Source organism: Nocardioides sp. NPDC057772, from assembly GCF_042798075.1.
Taxonomy (GTDB): Bacteria; Actinomycetota; Actinomycetes; order Propionibacteriales; family Nocardioidaceae; genus Nocardioides.
In genome coordinates, this window is sequence record NZ_JBHVKN010000055.1 from 1 (window position 1) to 20,729 (window position 20,729).

A 20,729-nucleotide genomic window follows, 5' to 3' on the forward strand; every position below is an offset into this window, starting at 1 on the left:
CGGCGGCGCCGCCGCGCAGGCCGAGCACCAGGCCCAGCGCGACGACGGCTGTGCCCAGCCAGACCATCGGGCCGGGCGCGATCCCGTTGAGAGGTACGCCGAGGGCGGCCGCCGCCACGGGCACGACGCCGGTCAGCAGGCCGGCGCGCCCGGAGCCGAGGCGCCCGACCGCGGTGAACCAGAGCAGGAACGCGAGCGTGGTGACGACCACGGCCAGGTGGAGCGCCGCGAGCAGGTCGACGGTGTCGAGCGTGGTGACCGCCGCCGGCCCCTCGGCCACCACACCGATGACGGCCATGCCGGCCGCCGCCATCCACACCGAGTGGAACGAGACGCCGAAGGCGCCCAGACGCCGCAGCACCGGGACCGCCAGGAGCGTGAAGCCCGCCTCGCAGACGAGCACCAGGAGCGCGTAGCCGACGCCCGCCGCATCGGTCCGTCCGAAGCCTTGGACCAGGACGGCGCCGGTCGTCACGACCGTGGCTCCGACGATCACCCCACGCGCCGGGAGGGTGCGGGTCGCGATCGCCGGCACGACCGCGAGCAGCATCGGGACCGCGGCCACCGCCACCCCGATCACCGCAGGTTCGGCGTGGGCGACGCCGCGTACGACGCCGACGTTGAAGAGCACCAGCCCCACGGTCGCCACCCCGGCGAGCCAGAGCCACTCCCAGCCGCGCGGGCGCGGCACCCGCCAGCCGGTGACGCGGGCCACCACGAGCAGGAGCACGGCGGCGAGGGCGTAGCGGACGGACTGGAGGGTGAAGAGCGGGGCATCGGTGATCGCCGCCGAGACGGCGACGCTGCTGCCCACGCAGACCATCCCGGCCGCGGCGAACGCGATCCCGAGCAGGGTGCCGCGATGGGGCGATGCTCCACCGGACTCTGCGGTGAGGGTGTCGGGGCGGCGGAGGGCATCGATGCTCATGACGACAAGGTTCGCGCCGACTTGGTCCGGAAGACAGAACCAAGATCGACATGGCAGAGTGGACCAAGTGACCGGGGCCGACTTCCTCCAGCTCGACCCGGCGGGTGTGCCGCCGGGCGGGCTGGCGACCTGGCTCACCGGCGCGCTGCGCGAGGCCGTTGCCGACGGCCGGCTGGCGGTCGGCGCGCGGGTGCCGGCATCGCGCACCCTCGCCACCCAGCTCGGTGTCTCGCGCGGGGTGGTCGTCGAGGCGTACCAGCGGCTCACCGACGAGGGACTGCTCTCGGCCCGCAGTGGCGGCGGGACGCGGGTGAGCGCCGTTCCCGGTGCCGTACGCCGGCTCGGTGCCGCCACGCGCCTGCCGACGCCCGAGCTGGACCTCTCCCCGGGAGTGCCTGACCTGTCCGCCTTCCCGCGGGCGGCCTGGGCGCGGGCCTCGCGGGAGGTGCTCGCCGAGGTCGGCAGCACCGACCTGGGCTATGGCGATCCGCGTGGCGTTCCGGTGCTCCGGGAGGCGCTCGCGGTCTGGCTGGGGCGTACGCGGGGTATCACCGTCTCGCCCGACGAGATCCTGGTGATCAACGGTGTCGCCCAGGGTCTGGTGCTCCTGGCCCGGTGGCTGGACGAACGCGGCCGGACCACGATCGGGTTCGAGGATCCGGGGTCGTACGGCGCCCGGGTGCACCTGCAGCGGTGGGGGATGACGACCGTTCCCGTATCCGTGGACGACGACGGCCTGGACGTGGCGGCGCTCGGAGCCAGCGGGGTCGACGCCGTCGTCGCCACGCCCGCGCACCAGTTCCCGACCGGTGTCGTGCTCTCACCCCAGCGCCGGCGGGCGCTGGTCGAGTGGGTCCGGGCAGGGCCGGACCGGCTGGTGATCGAGGACGACTACGACGCCGAGCACCGCTACGACCGGCCGCCCGTCGCCGCGGTGAAGGTGCTCGCACCCGACCGGGTCGTCCACCTCGGCAGCGTGTCGAAGACGCTCGCGCCGGCGATGCGGATCGGGTGGCTGATCGCCCCGCCGGGGATGCATGAGGAACTGGTCGAGGCTCGCTACTGGCTCGACCTCGCCAGCCCGGCGCTGCCCCAGATCACCTTGGCGCGGATGCTGACCTCGGGGGCCTTCGAGCGTCACCTGAGGCTGGTGCGACAGCGACACAAGGCCCGGCGCGACGCCCTGCTCGAGGCGCTCGCCGAGCATCTGCCGACCGTTCGGGTAAGAGGTGTCGCGGCCGGGCTGCATGTCCTGACGACCCTTCCCGACGGGCTCGACGACACCGCGGTCGCCGAGGCCGCCCTCGAGGCGGGCATCGCGGTCCACCCGCTGTCCCGGCATCGTCAGGGAGAGGGGCCACCCGGCCTGGTGATCGGCTACGCCGCGACGACCCCTGACCGCCTCCGGGAGGCGGTCAGGCGACTGGCGCCGCTGATCTCCTAGAGAGGCCTAGGATTCGGCGTCGTACTTCGCGCAGAGGCCGATCCGGCTGCCGGAGTTCCAGGCGGACTCGAACGGAGGCTGGAACATGGTCGCCTCCGTCGGGCAGCCCGCCAGACCCTGGACGTTGGTCTCGGCCTGATCGGGGTAGGTGTCACCGGTCATCTCGAAGGTGTCGACGACCACGTAGTCGTGGGTGGTCCCGCAGTGCACGATCTTGTCGACGGTGCTGTCGATGCAGGCGCGCAGGTCCGCCGGGGCCGGAATCGGGTCCTCGGGCAGGTCGATCAGCGGGGCCTTCAGGACGGTCACGACGATGTCGCACCTGACGTAACGGTCACCGTCGTTCCAGGTCGACTCCTTGGGCCAGTACCAGTTGACCAGGTAGGCCGTGCGGGCCAACATCTCGGGGCGCAGCCCGAGGCCGGTCTCGATGCGGCTGTAGCAGGCGGCGCCGGCGGCCTCGTTGTCGTTGTAGTTCTTCACGTCGGTGGCGACGTGGAACGTGTAGAGCGTGTGGGGCTCGGAGCAGTCGACCGGGGCGGTCTCGTCGACGAACGTGTTGCCCGCGTCGAAGTCGAGGTCGCGGCACTCCCCGGCCTCGGGGATGTCGCCGCCTCGGCCCAAGAAGAGGATCAGTCCGGCGACGAGCCCGATCACGACGACCGCCGCGATCGCGCCGCCGACGAGCAGGCCGGTGCGCTTCTTCGGGCGCTGCTGGGACCCGGCGCCCGTCGGCACCGTGGTCGGCTGGTCGAACGGCGAGCCGCTGGGTGGTGGCACGCTGGGCGGGCCGACGGGCGGCACCTGAGCCGCCGACTTCTGCCACGGAGACGTGGGCGGCGGAGGTTGGGGCGCCGCGTGAGCCGGTGGCGTACGGGTGCCCTGCGCGGCGGCGCGAAGGGCGTCGCCGAACGAGCGGGCATCGGGCCAGCGGTCCCCGGCCCGGGGCTCCAGCGCCCGGCCGATGGCCTGGCTGATCGAGGCCGGGAGGGGACGTACGGTTCCTGCCTCCGGCACCCGGGAGGTGAGCCCGAGCGCGGGGGCGGGGGAGCGGCCGGCGAGCAGAGCCCAGGCGACCGCCCCGAGAGCGCGTACGTCGGCGCGGTGGTCGATCGGCAGGTCCGGGTCGAGCTGCTCGGGCGCCATGTAGGACGGGGTGCCGATGTCGCGGGTGACCTCGTTGAGCGAATCGAGCGAGCGGGCCACGCCGAGGTCGGCGATCATCACCCGGCGAGCCCCGGCGATGCCGCCGGAGGTCTCGGAGGTGAGCAGCAGGTTGGCGGGCTTGATGTCGCGGTGGATCACGCCGCGGGCCTTCAGGGCCATCAGTCCGTCGGCCGCCTGCGAGACGATGTCGGCGACCTCGCACACGTCCAGGCCGCCCGGCGAGCCCTTGAGCAGGTCGGCGACCGAGCCGCCGTCGGCGTACGACATCACGAAGAAGGGGATGCCGGTCGACGTCTGGCCGATGTCGTAGACACGCACGACATGGGGTGAGTCGACCGAGCGGAGCAGCCGGGCCTCCTGGAGGAACCGCTGGTGGATCTCCGGATTCGACACCCAGCCGGGGGAGAGCGCCTTGACCGCGACGTGGGAGTCGAGATCGGGGTCGTAGTAGAGCCAGACGGAGGCGAAGGCGCCGGCGCCGATGTGGCGGACCTGCTGCAACCGCCCGAGGTGGGTCGGGAAGGTCGCGCTCATCGCTCCCGTCCCCGAGAGCCGTGCCGGTCAGTCATGCCCGAATCATGCCCTGAAACCGCGGGGAGGGCCTGCGGTGACACCTGATTCAGGTCGTTTCGCAAAGAAAACGAGATCTACTTCCCGAACCGCTCCTGGTCGCGCTTGACCGCGGCGTACTCGTCCGAGCCGATGTTCTCCCGCAGCTCCTTGGCGGACTCGCGGATGGCGTCGGAGATGATCTCGTGGACCCGCGGGTCGGCCAGGCCCTCGTCGACCAGGCGCAGCACCGTGTCGGCCACGAGACGGACGACGTCGTCGTGGAAGGGGAGATACTTCAGCTTTCCGGTCGCCTGGTCCCGGCGGATCAGGTCGATGATGAGCGTGTCGATCTCGGCGCGGTTCTCCTCGATCGCGCTGGAGATGTGCCGGGTGTAGTTGCCCGTCTGGATCACCGCGATCACCTCGTCGAGCACCGCGACCGTGATCGGCTTGCGGATCGCGTTGACGATCGCCCCGGAGAACCTCCCCACGACGTACGCCGAGACGCGGTCGCCGAAGGCACGGTCGGCCGCACGCATCAGGCGCAGGAAGATGACCACCACCCGCAGCAGCCGGAAGGCACGGAAGGCCGGGTCCGAGAGCGGGATCATGCCGAGGATCTCGTACCAGTAGAGAGCCAGGAACTTCCAGCCCAGTCCGGACCGCGCCCAGCGGACGCAGAACTCGACGAAGAAGATCCCGCAGATCACGTAGTCGGCGATGATCACCCGGTCGGCCCAGACCTGGGGTACGTCCCAGAAGGTGATCCAGACCAGCAGTGCGACCGAGACGATCGCGAGCGCCAGCATCAGCCAGTCGACGACCGTGACCGGCGGCGTCGGCGCGGCGCCCGGCCGGCGGTCGTCGTGGCGGCGGTCGATGCCTGCGGAGCTCATGGTGGGCACGATAGGAGACGTGTCCACCGAAGCCGGTCAGCCACACGCGTCGTTGACATGATGTGGGTCTGTCGCTGCCACGGTTGTCGGTGCGGCGCGGCAGAATAGTGCCGTGCCCCTCTACCGCGACGAGGCCATCGTGCTTCGCACCCACAAGCTCGGTGAGGCCGACCGGATCATCACCATGCTCACCCGTCATCACGGACGGGTGCGTGCGGTGGCGAAGGGGGTGCGGCGCACCACCTCGCGGTGGGGCTCGCGCCTGGAGCCGTTCACCCACGTCGACCTGCAGTTCGCCGAGGGGCGCAACCTCGACACGATCACCCAGGCCGAGACGCTGACCTTGTTCCACGCGGGCATCGGGCTCGACTATGACCGCTACACCGCCGGCACCGCGATGCTCGAGACCGCCGACCGGCTGGTGCACGAGGAGGGCGAGCCGGCGCCGCAGCAGTATCTGCTGCTCGTCGGTGGGCTGCGGGTGCTCGCCCAGGGCGACCGGCTGCCCCGACATGTGCTCGACTCCTACCTGCTGCGCTCCCTGGCCGTTGCCGGCTACGCGCCGAGCTTCGAGGCCTGCGCGCGCTGCGGGCTGGAGGGTCCGCACCGGTGGTTCAACGTCTCCATGGGTGGTGCGCTGTGCACGACCTGCCGGGTGCCGGGTTCGGCGACGCCCGCGCCCGAGACGCTCACCCACCTCGGGGCGCTGCTCTCAGGTGACTGGGATACCGTCGGCGGCGCCGAGGACCGGACCAGCAGGCAGGCGAGCGGGTTGGTCGCTGCGTACCTCTCCTGGCATCTGGACCGCAACCTGCGCTCGCTCGAATACGTCGAGAGCTGAGGAAACGATGGCCCACTCTCACGGCCACTCCCACGGCGGGCACGCCGCCGCGGTGGAGGTCGAGGCGCTGCCGCGGATGGTGCTGACCGTCTCGCTGGTGCTCGTCGCCGTGGTCACCGTCGTCGGTGTGGCGGTCTGGTGGCCCGATCGGGCCGCGGTCGAGAAGCTGCAGGGATCGCAGGAGTTCGTCGCCGACGGCGTCGTCTTCGAGACGGCCGAGGTGACCGCGGTCGCCGAGCCGTGCACCGCCGAAGGCACGCCCGAGGGCTGCAACAAGGCCTCGGTGAAGCTGACCAGCGGACCCGACACCGGCGCCGAGGTGGCGGTCGAGATCTCGACGCCGATGGCCCGCTCGGGACTGGAGACCGGTGACGAGGTGGAGCTCTCGCGCACGGAGAAGGAGGGAGAGGCGACGTACGCCTTCTTCGACGTCAAGCGCGGACCGCCGCTGCTCCTGCTGGTCGGCCTCTTCGTCGTGTGCGTCATCGCCGTCGCCCGGCTGCGCGGGTTGATGGCCGTGCTCGGCCTGGGCTTCGCGGGCGCGGTGGTGTGGCTGTTCCTGCTGCCGGCGCTGCTCTCGGGCGAGCCGGCGGCATGGGTCGCGCTGGTCTCCTCGGTGCTGATCCTCTACGTCGTGCTCTACACGACCCACGGCCTCTCAGTGCGTACGTCGGTGGCGCTCGCAGGCACGCTCGCCGGGGTCGCGGTGACCGCTTTGATCGGCACCCTCGCGATCGGCGGGAGCCGGCTCAGCGGTCTGGGCTCCGAGAGCGGTCAGACGCTCTCCTCGCTCGACGCCGAGCTCGACCTGCAGAGCCTTCTGGTCGCGGCGGTGATCATCGCCGGCCTCGGCGCGCTCAACGACGTCACCATCACCCAGGCATCCGCGGTGTGGGAGCTGCGCGCTGCCGGACCGACCACGTCTCGCTGGGACGTCTTCCGTGGCGCGATGCGGATCGGCCGCGACCACGTCGCCTCGACGATCTACACGATCGTGTTCGCCTATGTCGGCACCGCGCTGACCCTGCTGCTGGTGATCCAGCTCTACGACCGCACGTTCTTCTCGCTGCTGACGACCGAGCAGATGGCCGGGGAGATCGTCTCCACGATGGCCGCCGGCATCGGGGTGGTGCTGGCGATGCCGATCACCACGATCATCGGGGCGCTGACCGTCCCCGGCCCGGCCGGGCGGCCGGAGGAGATGGAGTACGACGCGCCCCAGCGCCCCATGGTCCCGCCCAGGCCGCAACCGCCCGGGGCGCGGCCGCCGGGGCAGCAGCCGCCCAGGCCGCAGCCGCCCGCCGGTTATCCGCCGACTAGGGTGGGGCCTCGTGAGCAAGCCGGTCCGTACCCCAACACCCCACCCGTCCGGGGCTACCCCGCCCCCGGTCCCCAAGGACCTCGTCCCGGAGCACGTGGCGATCATCATGGACGGCAACGGCCGATGGGCCAAGGAGCGTGGCCTCCCCCGGACCAAGGGCCACGAAGAGGGTGAGTCCTCGCTCTTCGACGTCGTCGAAGGTGCCATCGAGATCGGCGTGAAGGCGGTCTCCGCCTACGCCTTCTCCACCGAGAACTGGTCGCGCTCGCCCGACGAGGTGAAGTTCCTGATGGGCTTCAACCGCGACGTCATCCGCCGCCGCCGCGACGAGATGAACGAGCTCGGCGTCCGGGTCCGCTGGGCCGGCCGCGCGCCGCGGCTGTGGAAGTCGGTGATCAACGAGCTCAGGGTCGCCGAGGAGATGACGAAGAACAACACCGTCTGCACGCTGACGATGTGCGTCAACTACGGCGGCCGTGCCGAGCTCACCGATGCGATGCGGGCGATGGGTGAGGACGTACGTGCTGGTCGCCTCAACCCGGCCAAGATCACTGAGAAGACGATCGAGAAGTACCTCTACGTCCCCGAGCTCGCCGACGCCGACCTGATCTGGCGCACGTCGGGCGAGCAGCGGCTGTCGAACTACATGCTGTGGCAGGCCGCCTACTCCGAGTTCGTCTTCACCGACGTGCTCTGGCCCGACGTCGACCGCCGTCACCTGTGGCACGCCATCGAGACGTACGCCGCCCGGGACCGCCGCTACGGCGGTGCCCTCCCCAACCCCGTCTGACCAGCGGAACTAACGGCAGTCGGTGCAGGTGCCGAAGATCTCCAGGGTGTGGGAGACGTCGGTGAAGCCGTTCTCCTCGGCCATGGTCTTGGTCCAGCGCTCGACGGCGGGGCCCTCGACCTCCACGGTGCGGCCGCAGCCGCGGCAGACCAGGTGATGGTGGTGGGTGTCGGAGCAGCGACGGTAGATGGTCTCGCCGTCCTCCGAACGCATCGCGTCGACCGCGCCGGCCTCGGCCAGCGCGGTCAGGGTGCGGTAGACGGTGGCGAGGCCGACGGCGCCGTCGAGGCGGGAGTGGATCTCCTGGGCCGAGTGGAAGCCGTCGTACGTCTCCAGCGCCTCGGCGACCGCGAGCCGCTGCTTGGTGGGGCGCAGAGCGTTCGGGGAGTCAGCCGCCAAAGGGTCAGTGTTCGTCATAGTGCTCTCCCTCCGCGCCGACGTGCGCCGCGTGCCGGTGCCCGTCGTGGATGTAGTCGACATGATCGCCGTGCTCGACCGCGACGTGGCCGCACTTCTCGCCGTGGTGGTGCGGGTGGGCCTCGTCGACCGGCTTCTCGTCGGGCGAGGACTCCGGGAACGGAGCCTTCAGCGCCCGCCGGCGGCGTAGCCAGGCGCCGACCGGCCAGACCAGGAAGAACCCGGCCAGTGCGACCAGCACGATGCTGGGACCGGGCTGGACGTTGGCGCCGGTACGCGACAGCACCGCCGCCAGCACGAGGCCGCCGACCGAGGCGGCCAGGCCGGCGCCCATCGCGCCGAGCAGCGTCATCCGGAACGACCGGGTCAGCTGCTGCACGATCGCAACCGGGACGACCATCAGCGCCGAGACGAGCAGCAGCCCGACGGTGCGCATCGCGATGACCACGCTCAGCGCGGCCAGCACGGCGACCAGGATCGAGTAGAACCGCACCGGCAGCCCGGCGACCTTGGCGTAGTCGGCGTCCTGGGAGACGGCGAACAGCTGCGGCGAGAGCCCGACGCAGATCACGATCAGCACCACCGAGAGCGCCATCGTGACGAGCAGGTCGTCGACCGAGATGGTCAGGATCGAGCCGAAGAGGAACTCCTGGAGCCGGGAGGCGCCGGTGCCGGCCAGCCCGGTGACGAAGACACCGCCGGCCAGCCCACCGTAGAAGAGCATCGCCAGGGCGACGTCACCTTCGGCATGGCCGCGCTCGCGCACGACTTCGATGACCACGGCGCCGGCGATCGCGACGACCACGGCGGTCCAGGTCGGTGACGTCTGCGTCCACAGGCCGATCGCGACGCCGGTGACGGCGACGTGACCGATGCCGTCGCCCATCAGCGCCAGTCGTCGCTGCACGATGTAGGTGCCGACCGCCGGTGCTGCGATCCCGACGAGGAACGCCGCGATCAGTGCCCGTTGCATGAACGGGACCGAGAAGAGCTCGAGGAGTGTCATCACAGCTCCTTCAACGGCGTCGGGACCGCGGCGTTGGCGGCGCGGGCCGAGGCGTCGTCGCAGTGGACGTGCGCGGCGTCGAAGCCCTGGGCATGGACGTCGGCGTCGGAGAGGGGAGGGCCGTCGTAGGCCTTGCGGCCGTCGCGCATGACGACGGCACGGTCCACCAGCGGGGCCAGCGGCCCGAGCTCGTGGGCGACCAGCACGATCGTGGCCCCGTCGGCCTTGAGCCGGCCGAGCGCCTCGGCCAGTGCCTGCTGGTTGGGCAGGTCGACACCCGCGGTGGGCTCGTCGAGCAGGAGCAGCTCGGGGCGGCCGGCGAGAGCCCGCGCGATCAGCACCCGCTGGTGCTGGCCGCCGGAGAGCTGGGAGACCCCGCGATGGGCGTACGCGTCCATCCCGACCACCTCGAGCGCGGCCCGGATCGCGGCCCGGTCGGCGCTGCGCAGCGGCCGCAGCAGCTTGCGGTGGGTGAGCCGGCCGGACGCGACGACCTCCCAGACCGAGGCCGGGACGCCGCCCGTGGCCGTCGAGCGCTGCGGCACGTAGCCGACCCGAGACCAGTCGTGGAAGCCCGACAGGGCGCGGCCGAAGAGCTCCAGTCGACCGGCCGAGAGCGGGTTGAGGCCGACCAGGGTGCGTACGAGCGTCGACTTGCCGGACCCGTTGGCGCCCATCAGCGCGACGAACTCGCCACGCTCGACCGTCAGGTCGACGTCGCGCAGCACCGGGCGCCCGGACAGCGCGACATCCCCGTGCAGCAGCTGCACGGGGACATCAGCGGGGACAGGATTCACTGACAACCGTTGGCCGCCTTCAAGGCGTCGAGGTTCTGGCGCATGAGGGAAAGGTAGTCCTCTCCCTCGGTGTCTGCCGAGAGCCCCTCGATCGGGTCGAGCACGGCGGTCTTCAGCCCGAGGTCCTCGGCCAGGGTGTCGGCGAGCGCGGTGCTGACCAGGCGCTCGGAGAAGATGGTCGTCACGCCGTGCTCCTTGGCGTGCTCACCGATCTCGGCGAGCTGGGCCGGGTTGGGCTCGGCGTCGGGGGTCAGGCCGGCGATCGACTCGAACTCGAGACCGTACTTGTCGAGGTAGCCGAAGGCGTCGTGGGAGACCACGACCTCCTTGATCTTGCACTGCGCCAGGCCGGTCTTGAACTCCTCGTCGACCGCGGTCAGGTCCGCGCTCAGGTCCTTCGCGTTGGCCGTGTAGGTGTCGGCGTTGTCGGGGTCGGCCTTCGCCAGTGCGGCACTGACGGCCTCGGCGTAGTCGGCCATGAGCGCCGGGTCGTGCCAGAAGTGGGGGTCGAGCTCGCCGTGGTCGTGGGCGTCCTCGCCCTCCTCGGCGTGAGCGTCCGCACTCTCCTCGGCGTGGGCTTCCTCCTCCTCGTGGCCGTGCTCGTCCGGGCCCTCTTCGGCGGTGCGCAGCTCGACGGTCTTCTCGACGTCGACCACGGTGCCCTTGACGTCCTGCTCGATCGCGTCGTCGACGGCGGGCTGGAAGCCGTGCTCGGTGAGGATCACGTCGGCGCTCTGCAGCGCGGCGGTCTGGTTGATGCTGAGCTCGAGGTCGTGGGGCTCGACGCCCGGCTTGGTGAGGCCGCTGACGTCGGCGAGGTCACCCGCGACCCGCTCCGCGACGAACTCCAGCGGGTAGAACGCGGCCGCGACCTGGACCTTCCCCGAGTCGGAACCGGCGGAGCCGGAGTCGTCGGAGAGGGCAGCGCAGCCGGAGGTGAGCAGGAGCGTGCCGGCAGCAAGCAGGCCGGCGGAACGGAAAGTGGGGGCCATGAGAACCATTCTCAGCGTAGTTGAGAATGGTTGTCAATTCCTTCCGGGATGCCGAAGAGCAGGGGTACGCCGGTCACCCGAGGGAGGTCGACGCGGTTGCACCGCTCGGCCAGTCCCGGATCGCCCGGCCAGGAGCCGATGATCAGTCCGTCGGGCTCGTGCCCCCGGGCGCGCAGCGCGGCCACGGTCAGCTCGGTGTGGTTGAGGGTGCCCAGGCCGGCCGCGGTGACGACGACGAACGACGTGGTCACGCCCGCGGCCAGGAGAGCGTCGGCCAGGTCGAGGAGCGTGCCGCCGTCGGTGTCCAGGCGCACCAGCAGGCCACCCGCGCCCTCCACCAGGACGAGATCGTTGTCTCCCGTCAGGGCCGAGATCGTCGGAGCGTACGCAGCGACCGGCGGGATCTCCACGCCGGCCCGTCGTGCCGCGGTGTCCGGCGCGAGCGGCTCCCCGAGCCGGGTCAGCTCGTGGACCTCGATCCCGGTCAGCCGGTGGATCTCGGCAGCGTCGCAGTCGCCGTCGTCGGTGCCGGTCTGGACCGGCTTGACGACCGTGACCTTCTCGCCGTTCGTACGCGCCCGCGACGCCAGGGTCGCGGTCGCGACGGTCTTGCCCACTCCGGTGTTGGTGCCGGTGACGATGACGACCCGCCCGCTCATGTCGCGCCCCGGGATGCTGACCGAGTCACCTCGGTGGACATCCACCAACCCGGTCACCGGACCTCACCCACGACCGTGTCGATGGCCTTGGTCGCCCGCTCCCAATCCTCTTCGGCGACACCTGCTCCGGCGGTGATCCGAAGTCTGGAAACCCCGTCGGGGACGGACGGCGGGCGGAAGCAACCGACGCGTACGCCCTCGGCGAACAGGTCGGCCTGGGCGCCGACCGCCGCCTCCGGCGAGGGCATCGGCACCGACAGCACCGCTCCGGCAGGAGCTGGAACTCCGAGAGTGTGGGCCAGCCCGGTGACGCGGGCCCGGATCGTGTCGGCCAGGTCCGGCCGTGATCGCGCGACCCGCGCCGCGGCCAGCGCCGCGGCGGCGGAGGCGGGAGCCAGGCCGGTGTCGAAGATGAACGGTCGCGCCGTGTTGATCAGGTGGTCGAGGACCGCTCGCGGCCCCAGCACGGCCCCGCCCTGGCTGCCCAGACTCTTGGAGAGCGTCGCGGTGACCAGCACGTGGGGTCGCCCGGCGAGACCGTGGCGGTGCACGAGCCCTGGGCCGTGCACGCCGACGCCGTGGGCCTCGTCGACGACCAGCAGCGCGCCGAACGTCGCGCACACCTCGGCCAGCTCGGCCAGCGGCGCCTCGTCGCCGAGGACCGAGTAGACCGACTCGGCGAGCACCAGGGTGCGTACGCCCGGCCGGGCGGCCAGCGCCGCGTGCACCGCGGCCACGTTGTTGTGCGGAACGACCGTGAGCTGCGCCCGGGAGAGCCGGACGGCGTCGATCAGCGAGGCGTGGATGTGGGCGTCGGAGATGACGTGAGCGGTGCGGTCGGCCAAGGCGCCGACGACCGAGAGGTTGGCGTGGTAGCCGGTCGAGAACGCCAGGGCTCCCGGCTGGCCGAGCCAGTCGGCGAGCTCGGTCTCCAGCTCGCTGTGCAGCGTCAAGGTGCCCGTGACCAGCCGGGACGCCCCCGCGCCGCCACCCCAGAGCAGGGCCGCGTCGGCCGCGGCGCGGCGCACCTCGGGGTGGCCGGCGAGACCCAGGTAGTCGTTGCCGGCCAGGTCGACGACGCCGTCGTCGGGGCCGCGCGGCCGCAGCCGTCGGGTCAGCCCGGCCTCCTCGCGTGCGGTGGCCGCCTCGTCGAGCCAGCTCTGCCAGCTCATCTCAGGCCACCTCCGCCGCGGCGGCGACGGCCCGGCAGATCCGGGCGAGGTCGTCCTCGCCGATGACGTAGGGCGGCATCGTGTAGATCAGGTCGCGGAACGGCCGGATCCAGACACCCTCCCGCAGTGCGGCGTCGGTCGCCTTCGCGACATCGACGGGATGGTCGAGCTGGACCACGCCGATGGCGCCGAGGACACGGACGCCGCTGACGCCCGGCAGACCGGTGAGGGGCACGAGGCCGGTCGAGAGTGCGCCGGAGACCCGCGCCACGTCCTGCTGCCAGCCTCGAGCCGCCAACAGGTCGAGCGAGGCCAGCGCCACCGCGCAGGCGAGCGGGTTGCCCATGAAGGTGGGGCCGTGCATCAGCACCCCCGACTCGCTCCGCGAGATCGCGTGCGCGACCTCGGCGGTGGTCAGCACGGCGGCCAGGGTCATGTAGCCGCCGGTGAGCGCCTTGCCGAGGCAGAGGATGTCGGGCGTGACCCGGGAGGACACGAACAGGTCGCCGGTGCGCCCGAATCCGGTCGCGATCTCGTCGAAGATCAGCACCAGCCCGTGCTCGTCGGCGATCTCGCGGAGGACGACCAGGCAGCGGTCGTCGAAGGCCCACATCCCCCCGGCGCCCTGGAGCCGTGGCTCCAGGATGATCCCGGCGAGCTCGTCGGCGTGGGCCTCGGCGACCCGGCGTACGCCCTCTGCCCACGCCTCCACGTCACCACCCGGCGCAGGCGGGCGCTCGGCGAAGACCTGCGGGGTCAGGACGTCGGTGAACATCGAGTGCATCCCCCCGACCGGGTCGCACGTGCTCATGCACCCGAAGGTGTCGCCGTGGTAGCCGCCGCGCACGGTCAGCAGCCGCGCACGCTCCGGCCGCCCGCGGCCGCGCTGGGACTGCAGCGCCATCTTGATCGCGACCTCGACGCTCACCGACCCGGAGTCGGCCAGGAAGACGTGCTGGAGGGGCTCCGGGGTGATCGAGACAAGCCGCTCGGCGAGCTCGATCGCCGGGGCGTGGGTCAGGCCGCCGAACATCACGTGAGCCATCCGGCCCGCCTGCTCGGTTAGCGCGGCGTCCAGCTCGGGCACCCGATAGCCGTGGATCGCCGACCACCACGACGACATCGCGTCGACGACCTCGAGACGCCCGCCGTCGACGTCGGAGAGGTGCAGGCGTACGCCCTCGGCGCCGGTGACGAGGCGCACCGGCGCCGGGTCGGTCATCGAGGTGTAGGGATGCCAGAGGTGCTCGCGGTCGAAGGCGAGCAGATCGGAGGCGCTCCCGAGACTCCGATCAAGCGTTGGCAGCGACATCGGTTCCCGCTCCGCGGCGCCGGATCACCGGTCGCTCCTGCTCGTCGTGGCCGCCGCAGGCCGACCCGCAGCCGTCGCCGCAGCTGCTGCCGCAGCCCTCGACGGCAACCCGGCCGGCGGCCTTGGCGCGGTGCTCCTCGATGAGCTCGCCGAACGCGCTCTCGTCCATGCCGAGGATGACGAAGCCGTTGTCGCGCAGCATCTCCAGGTCGGCCAGCGCGTCCTGCCCCTCGGAGGTCAGGTAGTCGCCGAGGAAGATCGAGTTGGCGACCTGCAGCGCGGTGGCCTGCAGCGAGCGCAGGTGCATCTCGCGCCCGCCCGCGATCCGGATCTCCTTGTCCGGGCAGACGAACCGTGCCATCGCCAGGATCTTCACGCACCGGGTCGGGGAGAGCTCCCAGGTGTTCTCGTACGGCGTCCCGTCGAACGGCATCAGGAAGTTCACCGGGATCGAGTCGGCGTCGAGCTCCTTGAGCGCGAACAGCGCCTCGACGAGCTGCTCGTCGGTCTCGCCCAGGCCCGCGATCAGGCCCGAGCACGGCGAGAGGCCGGCGTCCTTGGCCTTGCCGATCGTGTCGACGCGGTCCTCGTAGGTGTGGGTCTGGACGATGTTGTCGTGGTGGGACTCGGCGGTGTTGATGTTGTGGTTGTACGCATCCACCCCCGCCGCCTTCAGCCGCTCGGCCTGCCCGCCCTTGAGCAATCCGAGGCAGGCGCAGACCTCGACGCCCTCGTGCGCCTCCTTGAGCGCGGAGGTCATCTCGACGACCTTGTCGATGTCGCGGTCGGACGGCCCGCGGCCCGAGGAGACCATGCAGACCCGGGTGGCGCCGCCGCGCAGCCCGGCGCCGGCCTGCTCGAGGGTCTCGTCCTTGGACAGCCAGGAGTACTTGAGGACCGGTGCCTGCGACCCGAGCGCCTGACTGCAGTAGTTGCAGTTCTCCGGGCACAGCCCCGACTTGAGGTTGACCAGGTAGTTCACCTTCACGGTGTTGCCGAAGTGCTCGCGGCGCAGCCGGCCTGCCGCGGCGACGACGCCCATCAGCTCAGCATCAGGCGTGCGCAGCACCGCCAACGCGTCGTCGGCGGTGGCGGCCCCGCCGGACAGGATCCGGTCGGCTAGCTGGTCGAAGGCTGTCGTCATGCGGGGCGTCTCCTCGGGATGGCTACCTGAACGTCGTTCAGTTGAACGGTGTTCAGGTTAGATCCGGTGGTCGTGCTTGTCGAGACCAGTGCCCGGATCCGGTCGCACGGCGTCATGCTTAGGATCGGTCTGTGCACATCGAGACGCTCCCCGGACTGATCCTGATCGAGCACGAGATCGAGGTGCCTCTGAACCATCTCGGCGGCGGGCCGGAGACGCTGACCGTCTTCGCCCGCGAGGTGCGCCGCCCGGGCGACCGCGACGACCGCGACGCACTGCTCTTCCTCCAGGGCGGCCCGGGCGGGGAGAGCCCCCGCCCGATCGACCTCCCGATGGTGCCGGGCTGGCTGGAGCGCGCGCTCGAGGACTACCGGCTGATCCTCCTCGACCAGCGGGGGACCGGGCGGTCGACGCCGCTCACCGCGATGACCGGGATGAGCCCGCAGTCGCAGGCTGACTACCTGTCCCACTTCCGCGCCGACTCGATCGTCGAGGACGCCGAGCTCCTCCGGCACCATCTGGGGATCGAGCGATGGTCCCTGCTCGGTCAGTCCTTCGGTGGCTTCTGCTCCCTGCGCTACCTCTCCACCCACCCCGAGTCGCTGCGCGAGGTGCTGTTCACCGGGGGAGTGCCGCCGGTCGGCCTGCCCGTCGACGAGATCTACGCGGCGACCTTCGCCCGCACGATCGAGCTCACCGAGCGCCACTACGCCCGCTTCCCCGGCGACCGCGACCGGATGCGCGCGCTGGTCGAGCGCTGCGAGGCCGGCGAGATCCGGCTCCCGCACGGTGGCCTGCTCTCCGCCCGCCAGGCGCGCTCCCTCGGCAGCCGGCTCGGCATGACCGGCGGCTCCGAGCAGATCCACTACCTCCTCGAGCGCGACCCGGCCGGACTCGGCTTCGGTCACGAGGTCGCGTCGCTGCTTCCCTTCAGCGGCCACTCGCCGCTCTACGTACTCGTCCACGAGGCGTGCTACGCCGACGGTCAGGCGACCTGCTGGGCCTCTGCGCGGGTCCAGCCGGCGGCGTATGAAGAGGACCCGACCCTGTTCACCGCCGAGCACCTCTTCCCGTGGCACCTCACCGAGGACCCGCTCCTGGCGCCCTTCGCCGAGACGGCGGACCTGCTCGCCGAGCGCGAGTGGCCGAGCCTCTACGACCCGTCGGTGCTGGCCTCGGTCGAGGTCCCGTGCGCCGCGGCGGTCTACTACGACGATCCGTACGTCCTGCGCGAGCACTCCCTCGCCACCGCCGACCTGGTCCCCACCCTGCGCCCGTGGATCACCAACGCCCATCTCCACAACGGTGTCCAGGTGGCTCCCGAGGAGGTCCTGGGCCGCCTCATCGGCATGGTCCGCGGACGGCTCTGACCGCCCGCACCCGGGCATCGCCGGTCACGCCTGAGCCGGACCTGTCAGACTCTCGCCCGTGGGCATCGAGGTGACGGCGTACGACCCTGGTTGGCCGATCCGGTTCGAGGAGGTCGCCGAGATCCTGAGGAAGGCTCTCGTTGACGGACCTGAGGCGAGCGTCGAGCATGTCGGCTCGACCTCGGTCCCGGGGCTGGCGGCCAAGCCCATCCTCGACATCGACGTGATCGTCGCGCCGAAGGACGTGCCCGCGGCGGTCGCGGCGCTCGAACGCATCGGATACCGCCACCGGGGTGATCTCGGCGTCGCCGGACGCGAGGCGTTCCACGCGCCCGACGACGACCCGCGGCGCCACGTCTACGTCTGCGCCGCCCGCACCCTGAACGTACGCAACCACCTCGCCGTCCGCGACATCCTGCGTCGCCGCGACGACCTCCGTGACGAGTACGCCGCCGTGAAGCTCGCCCTGGCCGCCGACCCGGACATAGACATCGACACCTACATCGCCCGCAAGTCCGACGTCCTCCAGAAGATCCTCGCCGCCTCCGACCTCACCGACGACGAGCGTCGCCAGATCCTCTCCCTCAACGACCCGAGTCGCTGAACTCGAGGGGCAGGCTGCACACGGTCGTTATGCATGTGACAGTTGAGGTGCCTCATTCGTCACACTGGTGACGACCGTGTGCACGTCACGTGGTGGCGTCATCGAGATCGAGCCCCATCGGGGACTGCTGGGGGATCTCGCCGGAGGCGACGACAGCCTTGGTCAGCGGGCGCAGCAGTCCGATGAGCTCCTCGATCTCGGCCTCCTCCAACGTCGCGTACGCAGTGGCGGCAAGCGCATCGGTGGTCGACTCGATCCCGGCCTTGGTCTCGCGCCCGACGTCGGTGAGCGAGCTGCCGTCGGCCGTGACGAGCCCCCGGGAGCGCAGGCCGGAGACGAGCGCGGACCACTCGGTCTCATGGATGTTGCGCGAGGTCGCGTAGACGGAGGGGGAGAGGCCGGTGGCAAGGGCGTGGAAGACGTGCGACTCGCGCCCACCGATCCCGGCAGTGAGCAGGCTGGCGACGTGGCCGTCACCGCGGTGCTCACGGAGCAGCGTGGCCGAGTCCCCACAGCAGGGTCAGCGGGTCCTCGGCGAGGGGGATCGAGCGCAGCGCGGCGTACAGCGGCCGGCCTTCCGGCTGAGCTGAGAGTGCGGCCCGCGAGGCGAGCGAGGCGGCTCGCGCGACGTCGTCGGAATCAGCGAGCGAGCCGAGCTGACGGCGGAGCGCGGCGACGGCACCGGAGCGCCGGGCCTCGTGCGCGGCCTCGGGCGGTGCGAACCCCCAGGCGTCGGGGAGGGCGCGGGAGACGTGCGAGAACGCGAAGTTGTAGAACACCGCATGGACCACCTCGGCGGGGACTGGCCCGAGCGGAGCGGACCGGGCGGCGAAGTAGCCCATCCAGTAGCCGCGGTAGCCGGCCTCCTTGAGGAGGGCGACCGGTTCGGGTGAGAAGTAACCCACCGCATGGATCGGCTCGAGCAGCTTCCACAGGCGACGCGCGTTCGGCTCCATGGCCACCGACGGTATCGGCACTCACCCGACCAGCCGAGCGAATTGGCCCGGCGGGCGGCGTGCATAACAAAATGACACCACGGATACGATTTCCGCAGATCCCCCCAAGCACCGTGGCCCGGCAGCCGGCCGGGCTCACCTCGAGCAGAGAGCATTCATCGTGGCAAAGCCGCCAGCATCCACCCTTGACCTCGTCGTCTCCCTCGCCAAGCGGCGCGGATTCGTCTACCCCTGCGGCGAGATCTACGGCGGCACCCGGAGCGCCTGGGACTACGGCCCCCTCGGTGTCGAGCTCAAGGAGAACATCAAGCGCCAGTGGTGGAAGGCGATGGTGCAGCAGCGCGACGACGTCGTCGGCCTCGACTCGAGCGTGATCCTGCCCCGTCAGACCTGGGTCGCCTCCGGCCACGTCGAGACTTTCAACGACCCGCTGGTCGAGTGCCAGAGCTGCCACAAGCGGTTCCGTTTCGACCACCTCCAGGAGGAGTACGCGGAGAAGAAGGGCATCGCCAACCCGGACGACGTCGACATCAACGAGAGCGTCGCCTGCCCCAACTGCGGCACCCGGGGCGCCTGGACCCCGCCGCGGGAGTTCTCCGGCATGCTCAAGACCCACCTCGGCGTCATCGAGGACGAGAGCGGCCTCCACTACCTGCGTCCCGAGACCGCGCAGGGCATCTTCATCAACTTCGCCAACGTGGTCACCAGCACCCGCCAGAAGCCCCCGTTCGGCATCGCCCAGACCGGCAAGAGCTTCCGCAACGAGATCACGCCGGGCAACTTCATCTTCCGCACCCGCGAGTTCGAGCAGATGGAGATGGAGTTCTTCGTCAAGCCGGGTGAGGACGAGGAGTGGCACCAGTACTGGATCGACGAGCGCACCCGGTGGTACACCGACCTCGGCATCAACCCCGACAACCTGCGCCACTACGAGCACGCCCAGGAGAAGCTGAGCCACTACTCCAAGCGCACCGTCGACATCGAGTACCGCTTCAACTTCCCCGGCAGCGAGTGGGGTGAGCTCGAGGGCATCGCCAACCGCACCGACTTCGACCTCAGCACCCACATGAAGCACTCCGGCGCCGACCTGCAGTACTTCGACCAGGCCAACAACGAGCGCTACACGCCCTACGTCATCGAGCCCGCGGCCGGTCTGACCCGTGCGCTGATGACCTTCCTCGTCGACGCGTACGCCGAGGAGGAGGCCCCCAACGCCAAGGGCGGCGTCGACAAGCGGGTCGTGCTCCGGCTCGACCACCGGGTCGCGCCGGTCAAGATCGCGGTGCTCCCGCTCAGCCGCAACGAGGCGCTCTCCCCGAAGGCGAAGGCGCTCTCGGCCGAGCTGCGCGCCAACTGGGCCGTCGACTTCGACGACTCCCAGTCGATCGGCAAGCGCTACCGTCGCCAGGACGAGATCGGCACGCCGTACTGCGTGACGGTCGACTTCGAAACCCTCGAGGACAACGCGGTCACCGTCCGCGAGCGCGACACCATGAAGCAGGAGCGGATCCCGCTCGAGGGCGTGAGCCGCTACTTCGCCGAGCGCCTCATCGGCGCCTGATCGCAGACTGAGCGGACACCGTTACCGGGTCGTAAACGTTGCATGGGGCATCCTGTCGCACGATTTCCCAGATGAGTGGGGCAGGATGTCCCCATGCAACGAGCGGGGTCCGTACTCGCCGCATCCGTCACCGGTGCGGTCATGGCCATGTCAGTGATGGGGTGCAGCGGCACCGCGCCGAGGTCGAACGCGCCCCGGGAGTCCGCGAGCGCGTCGGCCTCGGCCTCGGCCTCACCCTCGGCTTCGGTGTCGGCCTCGCCTTCCGCCGGCGCGCTCACCGAGCCCGGCGCCGACCGCAGGCTGGGTGAGAGCGCGACGGTCGAGTGGTCGCCCAAGGACGGCGTCGACGGCAAGCTCACGATCACCGTCGCCAAGCTCGAGTCGACCTCCTACAAGCAGACCTTCTCCGGCTGGAAGCTCGACGAGGCGACGCTGGCCCGCGCGCCGTACTTCGTACGCGCCACCGTCAAGAACGAGGGCAAGACCGACCTGGGTGGCTACGACGCGCCGCTGTGGGGTCTCGACGGCGAGGGCAACCTGGTCGAGGCGGCTGCGTTCAAGGAGCCGTTCAAGCCCTGCGACGGCAAGGCGTTCCCCAAGCCGTTCGCTCCCGGCGCCACCGCCAACGTCTGCCTGGTCATGCTCGTCCCCGACCAGGGCACGCTCGTCGGCGTGAGCTTCCGCCCCTTCGAGGAGTTCGACCCGATCACCTGGGAGGGCGAGCTGACGCCCTACGCCGCGCCCAAGCCCTCCGCGAAGCCGAGCTCGTCCGCGTCGCCGTCCTCCTGATTTTCCGTACG

At 70.9% G+C, this 20,729-nt stretch carries 20 protein-coding genes and 1 pseudogene; 8 read left to right on the plus strand and 13 right to left on the minus strand.

Features of this window, described 5'->3' with window-relative positions; all coding sequences use genetic code 11:
- The coding region (locus ACFVJS_RS11875; protein WP_378879884.1) for a DMT family transporter at window positions 1–928 on the minus strand (928 nt) is incomplete at its 3' end.
- 67 nt (window positions 929–995) lie between these two features.
- Here ACFVJS_RS11875 and ACFVJS_RS11880 point away from each other — a divergent pair.
- Entirely contained in the window at window positions 996–2,372 is a 1,377-nt protein-coding gene (locus ACFVJS_RS11880; RefSeq protein WP_378879887.1) for a PLP-dependent aminotransferase family protein, read from the plus strand.
- A 6-nt stretch (window positions 2,373–2,378) separates the two neighbouring features.
- Here ACFVJS_RS11880 and ACFVJS_RS11885 read toward each other — a convergent pair whose 3' ends face one another.
- Together ACFVJS_RS11885 and ACFVJS_RS11890 are read right to left on the minus strand one after the other, a co-directional pair.
- Entirely contained in the window at window positions 2,379–4,073 is a 1,695-nt protein-coding gene (locus ACFVJS_RS11885; protein WP_378879890.1) for a protein kinase, read from the minus strand.
- Window positions 4,074–4,186: 113 nt separating this feature from the next.
- Window positions 4,187–4,987 carry an ion transporter gene (locus tag ACFVJS_RS11890; RefSeq protein ID WP_378879892.1) on the minus strand — a complete coding sequence of 267 codons (801 nt, stop codon included), beginning with the start codon at window positions 4,985–4,987 and terminating at the stop codon, window positions 4,187–4,189.
- 112 nt (window positions 4,988–5,099) lie between these two features.
- On the opposite strand from ACFVJS_RS11890, the gene recO reads away from it, so the two are divergent.
- The 3 genes and pseudogenes from recO to ACFVJS_RS11905 all read left to right on the plus strand — a co-directional run bounded on the left by recO (window position 5,100) and on the right by ACFVJS_RS11905 (window position 7,939).
- Window positions 5,100–5,828 (plus strand): DNA repair protein RecO, encoded by a 729-nt coding sequence (recO, locus tag ACFVJS_RS11895; protein WP_378879895.1) that lies wholly within the window; start codon window positions 5,100–5,102, stop codon window positions 5,826–5,828.
- Window positions 5,829–6,171: 343 nt separating this feature from the next.
- A pseudogene (locus tag ACFVJS_RS11900) lies at window positions 6,172–6,981 on the plus strand (YibE/F family protein); the annotation flags it as partial.
- Window positions 6,982–7,159: 178 nt separating this feature from the next.
- Window positions 7,160–7,939: an isoprenyl transferase gene (locus ACFVJS_RS11905; RefSeq protein ID WP_378879898.1), complete on the plus strand. Its 780-nt coding sequence runs from the start codon at window positions 7,160–7,162 to the stop codon at window positions 7,937–7,939.
- Window positions 7,940–7,948: 9 nt separating this feature from the next.
- Here the strand turns inward: ACFVJS_RS11905 and ACFVJS_RS11910 are convergent, their stop codons facing one another.
- From ACFVJS_RS11910 to bioB, 8 genes are read right to left on the minus strand one after another with little or no spacing between them, the layout of a single operon-like run.
- The gene (locus tag ACFVJS_RS11910) at window positions 7,949–8,356 is read right to left on the minus strand and encodes a Fur family transcriptional regulator (RefSeq protein ID WP_378879900.1); all 408 of its coding nucleotides are present in this window, start codon (window positions 8,354–8,356) and stop codon (window positions 7,949–7,951) included.
- The gene (locus ACFVJS_RS11915; RefSeq protein WP_378879902.1) at window positions 8,343–9,362 is read right to left on the minus strand and encodes a metal ABC transporter permease; all 1,020 of its coding nucleotides are present in this window, start codon (window positions 9,360–9,362) and stop codon (window positions 8,343–8,345) included. Before ACFVJS_RS11915 ends, ACFVJS_RS11910 begins: the two co-directional genes overlap by 14 nt.
- Window positions 9,362–10,132: a metal ABC transporter ATP-binding protein gene (locus tag ACFVJS_RS11920; protein ID WP_378879905.1), complete on the minus strand. Its 771-nt coding sequence runs from the start codon at window positions 10,130–10,132 to the stop codon at window positions 9,362–9,364. The genes ACFVJS_RS11915 and ACFVJS_RS11920 overlap by 1 nt, the downstream gene beginning before the upstream one ends.
- A 23-nt stretch (window positions 10,133–10,155) precedes the next feature.
- The gene (locus tag ACFVJS_RS11925; RefSeq protein WP_378879907.1) at window positions 10,156–11,151 is read right to left on the minus strand and encodes a metal ABC transporter substrate-binding protein; all 996 of its coding nucleotides are present in this window, start codon (window positions 11,149–11,151) and stop codon (window positions 10,156–10,158) included.
- Between the two features lie 11 nt (window positions 11,152–11,162).
- Window positions 11,163–11,810: a dethiobiotin synthase gene (gene bioD / locus ACFVJS_RS11930; protein WP_378879946.1), complete on the minus strand. Its 648-nt coding sequence runs from the start codon at window positions 11,808–11,810 to the stop codon at window positions 11,163–11,165.
- 53 nt (window positions 11,811–11,863) lie between these two features.
- A complete protein-coding gene (locus ACFVJS_RS11935) occupies window positions 11,864–12,982 on the minus strand; it encodes an 8-amino-7-oxononanoate synthase (RefSeq protein WP_378879910.1) in 1,119 nt (372 codons plus the stop codon).
- Between the two features lies 1 nt (window position 12,983).
- Window positions 12,984–14,294: an adenosylmethionine--8-amino-7-oxononanoate transaminase gene (locus ACFVJS_RS11940; RefSeq protein ID WP_378879913.1), complete on the minus strand. Its 1,311-nt coding sequence runs from the start codon at window positions 14,292–14,294 to the stop codon at window positions 12,984–12,986.
- Complete coding sequence (gene bioB, locus ACFVJS_RS11945; RefSeq protein ID WP_378879916.1) at window positions 14,275–15,438, minus strand: biotin synthase BioB; 1,164 nt, start codon at window positions 15,436–15,438, stop codon at window positions 14,275–14,277. The genes ACFVJS_RS11940 and bioB overlap by 20 nt, the downstream gene beginning before the upstream one ends.
- 131 nt (window positions 15,439–15,569) lie before the next feature.
- Between bioB and ACFVJS_RS11950 the strand changes: the two genes are divergently transcribed.
- Both ACFVJS_RS11950 and ACFVJS_RS11955 read left to right on the plus strand, forming a co-directional pair.
- Window positions 15,570–16,808: an alpha/beta fold hydrolase gene (locus ACFVJS_RS11950; RefSeq protein WP_378879919.1), complete on the plus strand. Its 1,239-nt coding sequence runs from the start codon at window positions 15,570–15,572 to the stop codon at window positions 16,806–16,808.
- A gap of 58 nt (window positions 16,809–16,866) precedes the next feature.
- Entirely contained in the window at window positions 16,867–17,412 is a 546-nt protein-coding gene (locus tag ACFVJS_RS11955; protein WP_378879922.1) for a GrpB family protein, read from the plus strand.
- A gap of 85 nt (window positions 17,413–17,497) precedes the next feature.
- Here the strand turns inward: ACFVJS_RS11955 and ACFVJS_RS11960 are convergent, their stop codons facing one another.
- Both ACFVJS_RS11960 and ACFVJS_RS11965 read right to left on the minus strand, forming a co-directional pair.
- A complete protein-coding gene (locus ACFVJS_RS11960) occupies window positions 17,498–17,908 on the minus strand; it encodes a hypothetical protein (protein WP_378879948.1) in 411 nt (136 codons plus the stop codon).
- Complete coding sequence (locus ACFVJS_RS11965) at window positions 17,898–18,368, minus strand: hypothetical protein (RefSeq protein ID WP_378879924.1); 471 nt, start codon at window positions 18,366–18,368, stop codon at window positions 17,898–17,900. The genes ACFVJS_RS11960 and ACFVJS_RS11965 overlap by 11 nt, the downstream gene beginning before the upstream one ends.
- Window positions 18,369–18,528: 160 nt before the next feature.
- Between ACFVJS_RS11965 and ACFVJS_RS11970 the strand changes: the two genes are divergently transcribed.
- Window positions 18,529–19,929, plus strand: coding sequence for a glycine--tRNA ligase (locus ACFVJS_RS11970; RefSeq protein ID WP_378879926.1), 1,401 nt, complete (start codon window positions 18,529–18,531; stop codon window positions 19,927–19,929).
- A 93-nt stretch (window positions 19,930–20,022) separates the two neighbouring features.
- Window positions 20,023–20,718 (plus strand): hypothetical protein, encoded by a 696-nt coding sequence (locus ACFVJS_RS11975; protein ID WP_378879929.1) that lies wholly within the window; start codon window positions 20,023–20,025, stop codon window positions 20,716–20,718.
- Window positions 20,719–20,729: the final 11 nt, after the last annotated feature.

Bases quoted from the DNA above. Each gene is read 5' to 3' on its own strand.
- ACFVJS_RS11940 (WP_378879913.1), bottom strand. From the start codon at position 14,294: ATGTCGCTGCCAACGCTTGATCGGAGTCTCGGGAGCGCCTCCGATCTG.
- ACFVJS_RS11965 (WP_378879924.1), bottom strand. From the start codon at position 18,368: ATGGAGCCGAACGCGCGTCGCCTGTGGAAGCTGCTCGAGCCGATCCAT.
- bioD (WP_378879946.1), bottom strand. From the start codon at position 11,810: ATGAGCGGGCGGGTCGTCATCGTCACCGGCACCAACACCGGAGTGGGC.
- ACFVJS_RS11925 (WP_378879907.1), bottom strand. From the start codon at position 11,151: ATGGCCCCCACTTTCCGTTCCGCCGGCCTGCTTGCTGCCGGCACGCTC.
- ACFVJS_RS11890 (WP_378879892.1), bottom strand. From the start codon at position 4,987: ATGAGCTCCGCAGGCATCGACCGCCGCCACGACGACCGCCGGCCGGGC.
- ACFVJS_RS11935 (WP_378879910.1), bottom strand. From the start codon at position 12,982: ATGAGCTGGCAGAGCTGGCTCGACGAGGCGGCCACCGCACGCGAGGAG.
- ACFVJS_RS11885 (WP_378879890.1), bottom strand. From the start codon at position 4,073: ATGAGCGCGACCTTCCCGACCCACCTCGGGCGGTTGCAGCAGGTCCGC.
- ACFVJS_RS11975 (WP_378879929.1), top strand. From the start codon at position 20,023: ATGCAACGAGCGGGGTCCGTACTCGCCGCATCCGTCACCGGTGCGGTC.
- bioB (WP_378879916.1), bottom strand. From the start codon at position 15,438: ATGACGACAGCCTTCGACCAGCTAGCCGACCGGATCCTGTCCGGCGGG.
- ACFVJS_RS11910 (WP_378879900.1), bottom strand. From the start codon at position 8,356: ATGACGAACACTGACCCTTTGGCGGCTGACTCCCCGAACGCTCTGCGC.
- ACFVJS_RS11915 (WP_378879902.1), bottom strand. From the start codon at position 9,362: ATGACACTCCTCGAGCTCTTCTCGGTCCCGTTCATGCAACGGGCACTG.